The 13,251-nt window shown below is 70.4% G+C and carries 15 protein-coding genes; 4 read left to right on the top strand and 11 right to left on the bottom strand.

The genetic code is table 11. The features are described 5' to 3' along the window. The first annotated feature begins 127 nt into the window (after positions 1-127). Positions 128-691, top strand: coding sequence for a hypothetical protein (locus AC21LY_RS08875; RefSeq protein ID WP_489046066.1), 564 nt, complete (start codon positions 128-130; stop codon positions 689-691). Positions 692-745: 54 nt separating this feature from the next. Here AC21LY_RS08875 and AC21LY_RS08870 read toward each other — a convergent pair whose 3' ends face one another. The 6 genes from AC21LY_RS08870 to AC21LY_RS08845 form a co-directional block, all read right to left on the bottom strand. Next, positions 746-1,990 (bottom strand): GNAT family N-acetyltransferase, encoded by a 1,245-nt coding sequence (locus AC21LY_RS08870; RefSeq protein ID WP_489046065.1) that lies wholly within the window; start codon positions 1,988-1,990, stop codon positions 746-748. A gap of 28 nt (positions 1,991-2,018) precedes the next feature. Beyond that, the gene (locus tag AC21LY_RS08865) at positions 2,019-3,017 is read right to left on the bottom strand and encodes a sulfate/molybdate ABC transporter ATP-binding protein (RefSeq protein WP_489046064.1); all 999 of its coding nucleotides are present in this window, start codon (positions 3,015-3,017) and stop codon (positions 2,019-2,021) included. Beyond that, positions 3,007-3,825 carry a sulfate ABC transporter permease subunit CysW gene (gene cysW, locus AC21LY_RS08860; RefSeq protein WP_489046063.1) on the bottom strand — a complete coding sequence of 273 codons (819 nt, stop codon included), beginning with the start codon at positions 3,823-3,825 and terminating at the stop codon, positions 3,007-3,009. Before cysW ends, AC21LY_RS08865 begins: the two co-directional genes overlap by 11 nt. 61 nt (positions 3,826-3,886) lie before the next feature. Further along, a complete protein-coding gene (gene cysT / locus AC21LY_RS08855; protein WP_489046062.1) occupies positions 3,887-4,678 on the bottom strand; it encodes a sulfate ABC transporter permease subunit CysT in 792 nt (263 codons plus the stop codon). Further along, entirely contained in the window at positions 4,678-5,772 is a 1,095-nt protein-coding gene (locus AC21LY_RS08850; RefSeq protein WP_489046061.1) for a sulfate ABC transporter substrate-binding protein, read from the bottom strand. The genes cysT and AC21LY_RS08850 overlap by 1 nt, the downstream gene beginning before the upstream one ends. A gap of 156 nt (positions 5,773-5,928) precedes the next feature. After that, the gene (locus tag AC21LY_RS08845; RefSeq protein ID WP_489046060.1) at positions 5,929-6,165 is read right to left on the bottom strand and encodes a hypothetical protein; all 237 of its coding nucleotides are present in this window, start codon (positions 6,163-6,165) and stop codon (positions 5,929-5,931) included. Positions 6,166-6,286: 121 nt separating this feature from the next. Between AC21LY_RS08845 and AC21LY_RS08840 the strand changes: the two genes are divergently transcribed. Next, complete coding sequence (locus AC21LY_RS08840; RefSeq protein WP_489046059.1) at positions 6,287-6,439, top strand: hypothetical protein; 153 nt, start codon at positions 6,287-6,289, stop codon at positions 6,437-6,439. Between the two features lie 25 nt (positions 6,440-6,464). On the opposite strand, the gene AC21LY_RS08835 is transcribed toward AC21LY_RS08840, so the two are convergent. After that, on the bottom strand, positions 6,465-8,498 hold the full coding sequence (locus tag AC21LY_RS08835; RefSeq protein ID WP_489046058.1) for a M3 family metallopeptidase: 2,034 nt from the start codon (positions 8,496-8,498) through the stop codon (positions 6,465-6,467). An 86-nt stretch (positions 8,499-8,584) separates the two neighbouring features. On the opposite strand from AC21LY_RS08835, the gene AC21LY_RS08830 reads away from it, so the two are divergent. Then, on the top strand, positions 8,585-8,977 hold the full coding sequence (locus AC21LY_RS08830) for a hypothetical protein (protein WP_489046056.1): 393 nt from the start codon (positions 8,585-8,587) through the stop codon (positions 8,975-8,977). 3 nt (positions 8,978-8,980) lie between these two features. On the opposite strand, the gene AC21LY_RS08825 is transcribed toward AC21LY_RS08830, so the two are convergent. Beyond that, positions 8,981-9,634 carry a pentapeptide repeat-containing protein gene (locus tag AC21LY_RS08825; RefSeq protein ID WP_489046055.1) on the bottom strand — a complete coding sequence of 218 codons (654 nt, stop codon included), beginning with the start codon at positions 9,632-9,634 and terminating at the stop codon, positions 8,981-8,983. After that, entirely contained in the window at positions 9,634-10,638 is a 1,005-nt protein-coding gene (locus AC21LY_RS08820) for an NAD(P)H-dependent flavin oxidoreductase (RefSeq protein WP_489046442.1), read from the bottom strand. The genes AC21LY_RS08825 and AC21LY_RS08820 overlap by 1 nt, the downstream gene beginning before the upstream one ends. Between AC21LY_RS08820 and AC21LY_RS08815 the strand changes: the two genes are divergently transcribed. Then, the gene (locus AC21LY_RS08815) at positions 10,637-11,755 is read left to right on the top strand and encodes a winged helix DNA-binding domain-containing protein (RefSeq protein WP_489046054.1); all 1,119 of its coding nucleotides are present in this window, start codon (positions 10,637-10,639) and stop codon (positions 11,753-11,755) included. The genes AC21LY_RS08820 and AC21LY_RS08815 overlap by 2 nt on opposite strands. Positions 11,756-11,764: 9 nt before the next feature. Here AC21LY_RS08815 and AC21LY_RS08810 read toward each other — a convergent pair whose 3' ends face one another. Together AC21LY_RS08810 and AC21LY_RS08805 are read right to left on the bottom strand one after the other, a co-directional pair. Then, positions 11,765-12,160 carry a hypothetical protein gene (locus AC21LY_RS08810; protein ID WP_489046053.1) on the bottom strand — a complete coding sequence of 132 codons (396 nt, stop codon included), beginning with the start codon at positions 12,158-12,160 and terminating at the stop codon, positions 11,765-11,767. Positions 12,161-12,302: 142 nt separating this feature from the next. Further along, positions 12,303-13,241: a cation diffusion facilitator family transporter gene (locus AC21LY_RS08805; protein WP_489046052.1), complete on the bottom strand. Its 939-nt coding sequence runs from the start codon at positions 13,239-13,241 to the stop codon at positions 12,303-12,305. Positions 13,242-13,251 lie beyond the last annotated feature (10 nt).

Genomic DNA, 13,251 nt, shown 5'->3' with positions numbered 1-13,251 from the left:
TCCTGCGTCCACGACACACCGACAAGAAGAGTTATTCAGGAAACGCTTCCGAGGCGTCGAGAAACGTTCCTGACGAGCGGCGCAGGAAGCCGTACGGCTGCACTGAATAACTCTCAAGGAGCCGACCGTGAACATTCACCGACATAGCGCGCTTATCGCAGCGATCGTACTCACGGGCGGTCCGGCATTAACCGGATGTTCCAGCGGAACCACCACGGTCACCACGACCGTGACGGCGACACAAACCGTCGAGAAGCCGTCGGCAGCACCAACCACAAGCACGGCCCCATCTTCATCCTCAGCTGCGCCCGCTGCTAAGCCCATCGACCGATTGGACATCGTCACGACGGATCTCGGTGGCGGCAAAGTGGGTCCGAACAAGTACCAGCTGAGGACCGTATACGACTGGAACACCCCGTTCGTGAACATCGTCTACGGATGGTCGGCCTTTCGGGGCACCGATCCGGTCGGTGGTCATGATTGCACAGTCGTGGGCACAGTCACCGGACCAAACGGGTACACGAACACCTTTCGCAGTGACGCATGCAGTCGCGGCACCGGTGGCGCGACCGGCCAGAACATCAAGCTCGAAACCGTCGGCAAGTACACCATCAAGGTTTCGGTCACACCCAGTGACGGTCCAGAGTTCGTGGGAACCACGACCGTCGAGGTGATTGCGAAGGGGCACTAAAGCGCCGTACCCGCCGGCCTCGCTGGAACGCGGGCGACGTCGAGTGGTCGCACATCAGAACATCTCGACGGCCCAGGGGCGGCGCGGGCTGAACAGCAGCAGATCCGCGCGGGCGGCGGCACCGTCGGACAGTTCCCGGATCGACCCGACGGCGACGCGCCGCGCGACGGGCTCGTCGGAGAGCCATAGGCGTCCGAGGTCGGTCACGTCGAGGGCGAGATCCGCCGGCTCGTCGGTGGGCACGCAGGTACCGGCGCCACGGTCGGACGAGATCAGGAACCGGCCGTGCGCCGGGCCCGGCCCGGCACCGTCGTACCCGGGATCGGTCACGTCCAGCACGAGGCGACCGGGCGCGGCGTAGGTGCGCGCCGAGAAGAGCGCGGGCACGTCGAGGGGCCGGATCCACAGGAAGTCGGTGCGGTTCGACGGCTGCACGGTGCGCGGGTCGACGGGGACTGTCGTGGCGATGTCGTCGAGCGGCCGCTGCGTGGCCTCAATCCACAGCACCCAGTCGATGCTCATCGCGAACGACCACAGGTCGCGCTCCGCGGCGGCGTCGACGCCTAGCAGCTCGGTCACCTTCAGCGTCGAGTCGGGGCGGCTGTCGGTCCACTTGGGCGCGACGGTGTACGCGAGCACGCCCGCCACCTCGCCGGCGCGGCGCAGCACCACGCGCAGCGTCTCATCGGGGCCGCCGCCGGGCAGGACGCCCGCGGTGCGGCGCAGGTTGATGTCGAGCTTCGAGACCCGCCCGGGGAAGTCGAGCAGCTCGCGGATCCGAACCGACGCGGCGAGGTAATCCTCGTCGCCGACGTACCGCACCTCGTCGACGGGTGGCTGCGGCAACCGGCGGCGGTCCACCGCGATCCGGAGGTCGGTGGACTCCGTGCTCTGCCCGAAGCCGTAGCGGCCGTAGATGGCGTGCTCGGCGGCGATGAGCGTGGCCGCGGCGGCACCGTCGGCGAGCGCGACGGAGAGGCACGCGCGCATGTGCGTGCCGAGGATGCCACGACGCCGGTGCGTGGGCAGCACCGTCACCGCCGAGACCGCGCGGGTGGGCACCCGCGCCCCGCCGACGGCGGTGACCTCCTGGTCGAAGGAGAGGAAGGTCCCGACGGTGCGCCCGCCGGCCACCGCGACCCGGTGATCGAGCGAATCCAGCTGCACGGACACCGCTTCCAGCCATGCCTCGGCATCGGGCATCCGGCTCTGGAAGCCGATCGAGGCGCACTCCTGGAAACCGAGGAGCTGCTCGCGGGTGGTGACGCGCTGGAAGTCGATACCGTTCGAATCGGTCATACCGCCAACGTTACCGTCCCGCACAACCCTATTTCGCCGATGCGATCTCCGGGACGTGGGTGGCACGGACGTACACGACATCCCCCTCGGACAGGTCCAGCGCAGTGGCGTCGCCGCGGGTGATCTGCGCGTGGAAGCGCTCCCCCGTCGCCGCGTTCGTCAACTCGACCCGCACCTCGAAGCCCAGATAGACCACCCGCTCGACCTCCGCACGGAGCACGCCGGCCTCCTCGGCGGTCTGCCCGCCGGCGCGAGCCAGCTCGGGCGTGCGGCCCACGCGGATGTCGTGCGGACGGACCAGCACGCCGTTGAGCCGCGCGACCGAGCCCAGGAAGGACATGACGAACTCGGTCTGCGGCCGGTCGTAGACGTCCTCGGGGGTCCCGACCTGCTCGATCCGGCCCTTGTTGAGCACGGCGATGCGGTCGGCGATGTCGAGCGCCTCCTGCTGGTCGTGGGTCACGATCACCGTGGTCACGTGGACCTCGTCGTGCAGGCGGCGCAGCCACGTGCGCAGCTCGTCGCGCACCTTGGCATCGAGCGCTCCGAAGGGCTCGTCGAGCAGCAGCACCTTCGGGTCCACGGCGAGCGCGCGGGCGAGCGCCATGCGCTGGCGCTGGCCGCCGGAGAGCTGCGCCGGGAAGCGGGTCTGGAAGCCCGCGAGCCCCACCACCTCGAGCAGGTCGTCGACCTTGGCCTTGACCTCGGCCGCCGGCCGCTTCCGGATCTTGAGGCCGAAGGCCACGTTCTCGCGCACCGTCATGTGCTTGAACGCCGCGTAGTGCTGGAAGACGAAGCCGATGTCGCGCTGCTGCGGGGTCGCGTGCGTGACGTCGACGCCGTTGATCTCGACGAGCCCGGAGTCCAGGTGGTCGAGGCCGGCGATCGACCGCAGCAGCGTCGACTTGCCCGAGCCCGACGGGCCCAGCAGCGCCGTCAGCGAGCCGTCCGGAATCTCCAGGGACACATCGTCAAGCGCCGCGAAGTCGCCGTAGCGCTTGTTGGCTCCCACCACGTTAATCGTCATCGCGGTTCCTCCTGCGGGTCGCTTCGAGCAGGGACATCACCACCAGCGCGATGAGCGCCAGCAGCATCAGCAGCGTCGCCGCCGCATACGCCCCGAAGGTGTTGTAGTCGTCATGGTTACGTGAACTCACGAGCAGCGTGAGCGTCTGCGAGATGCCCGGGAAGTTGGACGAGACCATCAGCACCGCGCCGTACTCGCCCAGCGCGCGGGCGATGGTGAGCACCACGCCGTAGGTCAGGCCCCAGCGGATCGCGGGCAACGTGATCCGCCAGAAGGTCTGCCAGGCGTTCGCGCCGAGCGTCGCCGCGGCCTGCTCCTGGTCCTGCCCGATCTCATGCAGCACCGGCTCCACCTCGCGGACCACGAAGGGCAGGGTCACGAAGGTCGTCGCCAGCACCATGCCCGGCAGCCCGAAGATGATCCGGAAGCCGAGCGATTCGATACCGCCGAACCAGCCGCCCACACCCCACAGCATGATGAGCGCGACGCCCACCACCACCGGCGAGACGGCGAAGGGCAGGTCCACAGCGGCCTGCAGCGCGGCCTTGCCGCGGAACCTGCCGCGCGCCAGAGCCAGCGCGACGAGCACGCCGAAGACCACGTTGAGCGGCACCACGATCGCGACGATGAGCAGCGAGAGCTGCAGCGCCGAGATCGCGGCCGGGGTGGTGATCCACGCCCAGAACTCGCCGAAACCGCGCTCGAAGGAGCGGTACAGGATCACGCCGATCGGCAGGATCAGGAGCACCACCAGGTACAGCAGCGCCACCGAGCGCAGGCTCAGCACCGTCTTCTTGGAGAGGTTCATCAGTCGTTCTCCTCCCGCTGTTCCCCGGGTCCGATGCCCGGGACCGTCCGGTATCCGGCCATCAGTCGTTCTCCTCCCGCTTGGCAGCCCTTCCACCCACGAACCGCATCACGGCCAGCAGGACGAAGGCGATGGCCAGCAGCGCCACCGAGACGGCGGAGGCCGCGACCTGGTTGTCGACCTCGAGCTGCTGCTGGATGTACTGGGACGCGACCTGCGTCTCGCCCGGGATGTTGCCGCCGACGAGCACGACCGAACCGAACTCGCCGATCGCGCGGGTGAAGGCGAGGCCGGCGCCGGACAGGATCGCGGGCAGCAGCGTGGGGATGATGATCTTCGCGACGATCACCCTGTTCGGCGCGCCCAGCGAGGCGGCGGCCTCCTCGACCTCGCGGTCGAGTTCGATCAGCACCGGCTGCACCTGTCGCACCACGAAGGGCAGCGTGACGAAGGCGAGCGCGATCACGATGGCCGGCTGGGTCGCGTTGAGTGTCAACCCGATCGGACTGTCGGGCCCGTACAGCGAGAGCAGCACGATCGAGGCGACGATGGTCGGCAGGGCGAAGGGCAGGTCGATCAGCGCGTTGACGACGCCCTTGCCCGGGAAGTCGTCCCGCACCAGCACCCAGGCGATGACGGTGCCCATCACCACGTTGATCAGGGTCACCAGCAGCGAGACCCACACGGTGATCACGAGGGTCGAGACCGCGTTCTTCGCGCTCAGCGCCTCCCAGAAGCCCGACCAGCCGCGGTCGAAGGCCTTCGTGGTGATCGCGGCGATCGGCAGCAGCACGATCAGCGAGATCCACAGCCAGGCGACGCCGATGCGGACGGGGTTGATCAGGCGGCGCATCACTTGCCCCCGTTCTTGTAGGCGACGGCGATGGCGCCCTTGTCGCCGAACAGCGCCGCGTCGACGGCCGGCCACCCGGTCAGGTCCTTGCCGCCGTTCTTCGCCGCGGTCCCCTTGCCGAGAACCGCACCGAGCTCATCGATCGTCCACAGCCGCTCGGGCTGCACCGGGAACAGGTGTGCGGTCTCGGCGGCGATCGCGGGGTCGCCCGCGCGGAACCCGGAGGCGGGTATGGCGCGCTGGGCCTCGGGCGTGAACAGGAAGCCGACGAAACGCTTCGCCGCCTCGGGCGACTGCGCGGTGTTCACCACGGCGACCGGGAGGTCGATCCGGAAGGACTGCGGCGGGATGAAGTACTCGGGCTTGGGCTTGCCGTCCTTGACGCTCTGCCGCTGCAGCAGCACGGCCTCGCTCTCGTAGCTGAGCAGCACGTCGCCCTGCCCGGATTCGAAGGCGGAGGTGGCGTCGCGACCGGAGCCGGGGCTCACCGTGGTGTGCTCGCGGATGAGTTCCTTGACGAAGGCCAGCCCCTTGGCGGGGTCCTGGCCACCGTTCGACAGCGCCGCGTACGGCGCGAGCAGGTTCCACTTGGCCGAGCCGGAGCTGGCCGGGTTCGGGGTGACCACCTCGACGCCGGGCTTGAGCAGGTCCGCCCAGTCGTGGATGCCCTTCGGGTTGCCCGGCCGAACGACGACGGCGACGAGCGAGGTGAAGGGCACCGACTTGCGCGGGTAGGCCTTCTCCCAGTCCTTGTCGATGAGGCCCGCCTTGACGATGCGGGTCACGTCGGGGGCGACGGACATGTTGACCACGTCCGCGGGAACGTGCCGCGCGACCTTGCGCGACTGGTCGCCGGAGGCGCCGTAGGACTGAGAGAACCCCACATCGGGGTTGGTCTCGCGGAACAGCGGGATCGCGATGTCGAAAGCGGGCTTGGGCGCCGCGAAGGCGACCAGGTTCACCCGCTTGTCACCGCTGGAGATGTCCACACCGTGCGGATCGTCGGTGGAACCTCCCCCGCACGCCGTGAGCACCACGGTCAAGACTGCCGCGACGATGCTCACAGCACGGCCGCGGGGGGTTATTCGGATCACGTCTCGCCGTTCTCCTCGGGACTTCGGTCAGGCGAGAATGGTACGTAAGCGCGTCAGCGCAACAGTGCCCACGCGACCACGAGCAGCACCAGCAACGCGATCAGCGCGAGCGTCACCTTCGACTTGGGCACGAACGCCCGCCATCCGCCGCTTGTCTCAGACACTCTCGTCAACCCCTTCTACGGCCCCGTGACCAGCGAGGTCGGCGCGCTCGGCCCGCGCGAGGCGGGAATCCAGCACGTCGGCGACGCGGTCGATCAGGGCGCTGAGTACGCGCACCACCAGCATTGCGATCACCGCGAGTACAACCATCACCAGGCTGACCTGCAGGACGAAGGGCAGCCCCGTGAGCCACAGCTCCACCGAGTCCCACCACTGCGCTCTTGCATGCATCAGCCCAGCCTAGCCAGAGCCGTGAGGCGTGGTCAGCATCACCTCGATCACCCCGGCCTCCGGTGATAGCTTCGAAGTAGATCACTATCAGGTGAACGTTCTTCTAACACAGGAGGTCGAGATGCTCAGCGTGTTGGCATTGATCACATTGGTCGCCTTCCTCGTCTGGCTGACGAGCGATCACGACGGCCTGGACTTCCGCGCCCGCGACATCCACCGCGCCGCGGCGGACCGGGACAACCGGATCGACCCCCGGGGCGTGATCGTCTCCTGACGGTCGCCCCGGGCGTCCCGCACCGCTACGCCGTCAGCCCGCGGCGCTCCAGCAGCGGGGTGATATCCGGATCGGTGCCGCGGAAGTCGCGGTAGGCCCGGGAGGCGTCGACGCTGCCGCCGCGGGAGAGCACCGCGGCGCGCAGCCGCTCCCCGTTCTCCCGCGTGGGGCCGCCGTGCGCGGTGAACCACGCGGAGGCGTCCGCATCGAGCACCTCGGACCAGATGTAGCTGTAGTAGCCGGCGCTGTAGCCGCCCGAGAAGACGTGGTTGAAGAACGGCCCGCGGTACCGCGGCGGCACGCCCGGCACGTCCAGACCCGCCGCGGCGAGCGCCTCGGCCTCGAAAGCCTCCACGTCGTCGACGACGGTGCCCGGCGCGATCATGTGCCAGGCCAGGTCGATGACGGCGGCCGCCAGGTACTCGACGGTGCCGAAGCCCTCACCGCGCGTGCCGGGCTCGAGCACGGACCGCCGCAACCCCTCCGGCAGCGGCGCGCCCGTCTCGTGGTGCACGGCGTAGCCGTCGAGGATCGTCGGCCACGCGGCGAACATCTCGTTGAACTGCGAAGGGAACTCCACGAAGTCCCGCGGGACGCTGGTCCCGGAGAAGTACGGGTAGGTCACATCCGAGAGCAGGCCGTGCAGCGCGTGCCCGAACTCGTGGAAGAGGGTGGTCACCTCGTCGCGGCTGAGCAGCGCGGGACGCCCCTCGGGCGGCTTGACGAAGTTGCAGACGTTGATGATCACCGGCTGCGCGTCGAGCAGGCCGGACTGGTCGACGAAGCTCGTCATCCAGGCGCCGCCGCGCTTGCTCGGCCGCGCGAAGTAGTCCCCGACGAACAGTCCCAGCGGCGCACCGTCGGGCCCGGTGACCTGCCACGCCCGCGCGTCGGGGTGATGCAGCACAAGGTCGGTGCGCTCGGTGAAGCCGAGCCCGTACATGCGCGCGGCCGCCTCGAAGACACCGTCGCGGATCACCCGGTCCAGTTCGAGGTAGTCGCTCAGCGCCGGCCCGGCGCCGCCCTCCCCCGCCTGCGCCCGGAGCTCGGCGAGGCGTGCGTAGAAGGGCCAGTCCCACGGCTCGATTCCGTGCCCGGCGAGCTCCTCCAGCTCGGCGCGCTCCGCGGCGGCGTTGCGCACGGCCGGGGCCGCGAGATCGCGCAGCATGCCCAGCGCCGCCTCGGCGGTGCCGGCCGTCTGATCGGCGATCTGGTACGCCGCGTGATGCGGGTACCCGAAGAGGGCGGCGCGCTCGGCGCGCAGGCCCGCGATCCGGGCGATCAGCTCGCGGGTGTCGTTCTCCCCACCGCGCGTGTTGCGGCCCGACGAGGCCTCGTACACCTTTCGCCGCGACTCCCGGTTCGTCAGGCGGGCGAGGTTCGGCTGGTTGAGGGGGTAGCCCAGGGCGAGGAGGTAGCCGTCGCGCCCGGCGGCCTCGGCCGCGGCGCGGGCAGCCGCGACGGTGTCCGCCTCCAGCCCGTCGAGCTCGGCCTCCGTGGCGAAATGCACCGCGGAGGCGTTGGTCTCGGCGAGGGTGCGACGGGAGAACTCGGTGGTGAGTTCGGCCAGCTCGGTGTTGATCGCCTTGAGCCGGTCCTGTGCGGCGGCGTCCAGTCCGGCACCCGCGCGGGTGAAGCGGAGGTGGTAGCGCTCGACCAGTCGGAGCTGCTCGGCATCGAGGCCGAGATCGGCACGCCGCGCGTGCACCTCGTCGATCCGACCGAACAGCGCCTGGTCCATGAGGATCGCGTCGAAGTGCACCGACCACCGCGGCGAGACCGCCGCCTGCGCCGCCTCGAGCGCATCCGTGCGGTCGGTGGAGGCGAGCGAGAAGAAGACGGCCGCGACCCGGCCCAGGTCCTGCCCCGCGCGTTCCATCGCCTCGACCGTGTTCTCGAAGGTCGCGGGCTCGGGGTTCTCGGCGATCGCCGCGATCTCCCGACGGTGCCGCGCGAACCCCTCCGCGAACGCCGCCTCGTAGTCCGCGCCCTCGAAGGCGGCGAAGTCCGGGAGGGCGAAGGGCAGGGCGCTGGGGGCGAGAACGGCGTCAACGGTCACGCTTGAAATCTACCCGGACAAGTCCCTACCCGATCTGAGTAGTTCCACGGGTCCCGCCGAACCGCCCGGCCGCGATGCTCAATGCCATGAACGATCCGATGGCCCTTTCCACGCTGTGCACGACGGAGCCGGCGCCGCGCGCGAAGCGCTCCCCGCTGGCCGTGGCCGACGCGGTCGGGGGCGGCCTGCTCCTGGCCGCCTTCCTGCTCTGCACGGCCCTCGTCGCGGTGGTCCTGCCACTGGGATTCGCGATGGCGTCGGATCCCTGCGCCTATGAGGCGTGCGTCTCCGAGGGGCACGCGAGGGCGGCGATGGCCGTGCTGTGGCTCGGCTCGATGCTCGCCGTGTGCACCGCGAGCGCGGGGTACATCGCGGCGCTGGTCCGCGGGCGCAGCACGCTGCTGTGGCCGTTCGCGGGCGCCGCGGTGGAGGTCGTGAGCGTCCTGATCGGGATCGCTCTCGCCTCCCCGGTCCGATGACTCTCAGTCCGTGACGGTGATCCCCAGGTGGGCGGCGAACACCTCCGCCAGCCCGACCACCTGCAGGTGCGACATGGTGGCACCCGCAATGCCGTCCACGCCGCGGATCCGCTCGACCCGCAGGCCGCGCAGGTCGACGTGCTGCAGCTTCGCGCGGGTGACGTCGATCTCGCCGGCGGTGCTGTCCTCGAAGGCGACGCGGGTGAGCGTCGCGTCGGCGGCGTCGATCCCGTCGAGCATGCAGTCCCGGAAGACCACGTCGGTGAGGCCGGCGCCGCGCAGGTTGACGAAGCCCAGCCGGACCCCGGTGAAGACCACGGACCGCAGCTTCGCGTCCATGAGCTCGACGGCGCCGATCCGGGCGTCGTCGACCTCGACCTGCCGGAAGGTCGAGCGCGTGGCGCGGAAGCCCGTCGCGAACAGGCCGGTGATCCGCGTCTCGAGGAACGCCGATTCGGTGAAGACGGCGTCGCGGACCTCCCAGCCCGCGAGTTCGCACTCGCTGAACGTGATGCCGCTCAGGTCGCGTCCCTTGACCGTCGGCCCGGCGAAACGGCGACGGTCCTCGCTGTCGCCCGGCACGAGGTCGTCGGTGTTGCCGTCCTCGAGGTCGCGCGGGCGCAGCGGCGTGATCCGCGGTGCGACGAGGCCCGCCATCAGGCGAGTACCCCCGCGACGGCGCGGAGCCGAGCCTCGGCGTCCGCGGCGATGGACTCGACCACTTCGCGAGCGGGTCGTATCTCGTCGACCAGGCCCGCCGCCTGCCCGGCGTAGACCACGCCGACCTCGGGCAGGGCACCGTCGTACGCGGCGCTGACGGCCTCCTCCGTGCCGGACGACGGGGCGAGTCCGTCGCCGTCGTGCCAGCGGGCGGTGAAGTCGTTGCTGAGCGCGCGCCCGAACCACCGGGTGGGCCAGGGCTGGTGCCGGGCCTTGTCGAAGACGTCGGTGTAGACGGTGTCGGCGCTGCGCGCCTTGAGCAGCGCCGGGATCGCGTAGGCGGGGCCGACGGTCTCCGGGGATGCGAGCAGCGCCGTGCCGATCAGCGCGCCCTGCGCGCCGGCGGCGAGAACGGCCGCGAGCCCCGCGCCCGAGCCGATGCCGCCCGCCGCGAGGACGGGCAACTCCGTCGCGCGCAGCACCTCCTGCAGCAGGGGAAGCGTCGCGATGCGGCCGGTATGACCGCCCGCCTCGGCGCCCTGCGCGACCACCGCGTCGACGCCGGCGGCCTCGACCTCGCGGAGATCGTCGACGGAATTGATCTGCGAGATCACCACGGCCCCCGCGTCCTTGCACCGCTGGACGAACGGAGCCGGGTCGCCGAAGGAGAGCGACACCAGCCTCGGCCCCGCGGCCAGCACGGAGTCCAGCAGCTCGGGGCTGTCGGCCAGCGACCACGTCTGGAGGCCGAAGGCCAGTGGCGCATCCGCCCCCGCGGCGGCCCTGATCACCGTGGCCTGCTCGGTGATCCACTCGGGCGTGGCGTACCGTGCGGCGCCGATCATGCCCAGTCCGCCCGCGGCGGTCACCTGCCCGGCGAGCTCCCCGCCGGCGCGGCCGCCCATGGGGGCGCCCAGGATCGGCAGGTCGAGGTCCAGCGTGCGCGTCAGCCAGGTGTTCCACACACCGACGAGGCTACGCCCGTGGCAGGATTCCGCCATGGGCACCGCCACATCCGTCGATCCCGAGGTACGCCGCATCCGCGCCCTCCGCCTCCGCGCACAGGGCCTCGTCCCGGGAGCGCGGGACTGGCGCACCGCGGAGGACGCGGCCCGCGGCATGCTCGCGATCCAGGCGCAGGACGCAGCCGCCGCACGGTTCGCACTGTCGGTGCGCGCCGCCGACCACCCCTCCGACGGTGCCGTCCTCGCCGACCTCGCGGAGCGCCGGATCGCCCGCAACCGCCCGGCGCGCGGCACGCTGCAGATCACCGCCGCGGACGACATGCACTGGCTCAGTGCGGCGCTCACCGACCGTTCGCGCGCGGAGGCCGCGAAGCGCCGCCCGCAACTCGGGCTCACGGACGCCATGGTCGACGGTGCCGAGGCCGTCGCCCGGGCCGCGCTCGCCGACGGTGCCGTCCTCACCAAGAGCGACCTCATGGCGGAGTGGGCCGCCGCCGGGATCGACCTCGACAACGCGCAGGCCGGCCACATCCTGCGCCATCTCACCGAGCTGATGGCGATCGTCTTCGCCGACCCGGCGTCGACGACCGACTCCTTCGCCCTCGCCGACGCGTGGATCACCGACCGCCGCGAGCCGGATCACGCTCTCGGCGAGGTCGTCTCGCGGTTCGTCGCGAGCCGCGGGCCCGTCACCCGGCAGGACATCGGCAAGTGGACCTACCTGCCGATGGGCGCCGTGGACGAGGGCATCGAGAGCGCCAGGGACGCCGTCACGACGGTGACCCTCGCCGGCACGACGTACCTCGTGGCGCCCGGCACCGTCGACCTCACGGACGCGCAGGTCGACGAGGCCCTGGCCCGCCCCCTCCTCCTACCCGGCTTCGACGAGTACATCATCGGATACGGTTCCCGTGCACCGCAGCTCGACGAATCCTTCTTGGCCCGGATCGTGCCGGGACGCAACGGCGTCTTCAAACCGATGGTCGTGGTGGACGGCGAGATCGTCGGTACGTGGAGCCGGAAGGCCACGGCGAAGGCGGTGACCGTCACCGTCGAACCCTTCACCAGGATCACTGCCGCGGCGAAGCGCCGCCTCGCCGGCCCCGTCCGCGACTACGGACGGTTCCTGGGCCGCGAGGCGACGCTCGCGTGAACGACGCACTCAGTTCCGCGCGACGAAATAGTTGTTACTGTAGTTGATGTCGAAGCTGCTGGTCGCGGTGTGCACCCAGGTCGAGCGGAACGGACAGCCCCAGGTGGGCACGGTACGGGTGACCGCGAAGCCCTGACCGGGCGCCACCGTGGCGCGGCCCTCGCCGCCGCCTCCGCCGAAGCCGAGCCAGACGTTGACGGCCGGTACGTTGCCGTTGTTGCGGACGTAGCCGTGGTCGGTCTGCGAGTTCGTCTCCGCCCGCCCCGGCAGCTGCCCTCCGCACGAGATCCCGCCCGTGACTTGCAGGTCGACGAACGGAACGAAGGCGGATGCCGACGGTGCGGTGACCAGCGACGCGGCTCCGGCGAGTGCGACCGATGCGGCCGCCAATGCGATTCTCCTCATGATTCGATCCCCTTAACCCGGTCGAACTTCTTCGGACGCGGCGCATTTCATGACCGCGAGCGCCGAACCAGGCGCTGTCCCCTTTGTCGGACACGGGGCTCATCGTGTTACGGACGCCACATAACGATTCGGGCTCGTCCGTTCAGTCCAGGCGCCAATCCTCGTACGCCCGTGGGTCGTCGATCGGCTCGATGTGGATGGTGATCCGCAGGTCGTCGAAGAGGGCGTCGAGATCGGCCTCGACCTCCTCGGTCACGTCGTGGGCGTGCTGCACGGTCCAGTCGCCCGGGACGAGCATGTGCAACTGGAGGAAGCGTTCGTGCCCGGACTCCCTGGTCCGCACGTCGTGGAAGTCGATGCCCGAGGCCCGGTGCCGGTCGAGCACGTCGTCGATCCGCGCCCGCTCCTCGGTCGGCAGCGCCGCGTCCATCAGGCCGGCGCCGGATTCCCACACCAGGCGCGCGCCCACGACGAGGATGTTCACCGCCACCGCGATCGCGATGATCGGGTCCAGCGGCAGCCAGCCGGTCAGCGCGACCAGCAACACGCCCGCGATCACGCCCACGGTGGTCCACACGTCGGTGAGCAGGTGCTTCCCGTCGGCCTGGAGCGCGAGCGAGCGGTGCCGCCGCCCCACGCGGATCAGGTACAGCCCGACGAGCCCGTTGAGCACCGTCGCCGCCACCGAGATGGCCAGGCCCAGCCCGACCTGCTCCAGCGCCTGGGGGTGGAGCAGCCGATCCACCGCGGAGACCAGGATGACCACGGCGGCGACCACGATCATCACGCCCTCGAGCACCGCCGAGAAGTACTCGGCCTTGGTGTGCCCGAAGTTGTGGTCGTCGTCGGCGGGCTTGGCCACGACCTTGAGCGCGACGAAGGCGGCGATCGCCGCCACCACGTTCACCGACGACTCGGCGGCGTCCGAGAGCAGGCCGACGGACCCCGTCAGGCGCCACGCGAGGATCTTCAAGCCGATCACGACCAGGGAGGTGACGATCGACAGCAGGGCGAAACGCGACAGGTCCTCCCGGACGCGGGGACCCGCGCCCGGGGCTTGCGGGCTCGACGGTGCGGTCACCGTCGGAAGA

The sequence above is a fragment of the Tsukamurella sp. II2bb genome, assembly GCF_057815145.1.
The sequence above is the reverse complement of the archived record's forward strand: the minus strand, read 5'-3'. Positions and strand labels throughout refer to the sequence as shown.

What these genes read in the sequence shown, in the direction of transcription:
- cysW (WP_489046063.1), bottom strand. Translation starts at nt 3,825, where the DNA reads ATGAACCTCTCCAAGAAGACGGTGCTGAGCCTGCGCTCGGTGGCGCTG.
- AC21LY_RS08845 (WP_489046060.1), bottom strand. Translation starts at nt 6,165, where the DNA reads ATGCATGCAAGAGCGCAGTGGTGGGACTCGGTGGAGCTGTGGCTCACG.
- AC21LY_RS08840 (WP_489046059.1), top strand. Translation starts at nt 6,287, where the DNA reads ATGCTCAGCGTGTTGGCATTGATCACATTGGTCGCCTTCCTCGTCTGG.
- AC21LY_RS08825 (WP_489046055.1), bottom strand. Translation starts at nt 9,634, where the DNA reads ATGGCGGGCCTCGTCGCACCGCGGATCACGCCGCTGCGCCCGCGCGAC.
- cysT (WP_489046062.1), bottom strand. Translation starts at nt 4,678, where the DNA reads ATGCGCCGCCTGATCAACCCCGTCCGCATCGGCGTCGCCTGGCTGTGG.
- AC21LY_RS08815 (WP_489046054.1), top strand. Translation starts at nt 10,637, where the DNA reads ATGGGCACCGCCACATCCGTCGATCCCGAGGTACGCCGCATCCGCGCC.
- AC21LY_RS08870 (WP_489046065.1), bottom strand. Translation starts at nt 1,990, where the DNA reads ATGACCGATTCGAACGGTATCGACTTCCAGCGCGTCACCACCCGCGAG.
- AC21LY_RS08820 (WP_489046442.1), bottom strand. Translation starts at nt 10,638, where the DNA reads ATGGCGGAATCCTGCCACGGGCGTAGCCTCGTCGGTGTGTGGAACACC.
- AC21LY_RS08830 (WP_489046056.1), top strand. Translation starts at nt 8,585, where the DNA reads ATGAACGATCCGATGGCCCTTTCCACGCTGTGCACGACGGAGCCGGCG.
- AC21LY_RS08865 (WP_489046064.1), bottom strand. Translation starts at nt 3,017, where the DNA reads ATGACGATTAACGTGGTGGGAGCCAACAAGCGCTACGGCGACTTCGCG.
- AC21LY_RS08810 (WP_489046053.1), bottom strand. Translation starts at nt 12,160, where the DNA reads ATGAGGAGAATCGCATTGGCGGCCGCATCGGTCGCACTCGCCGGAGCC.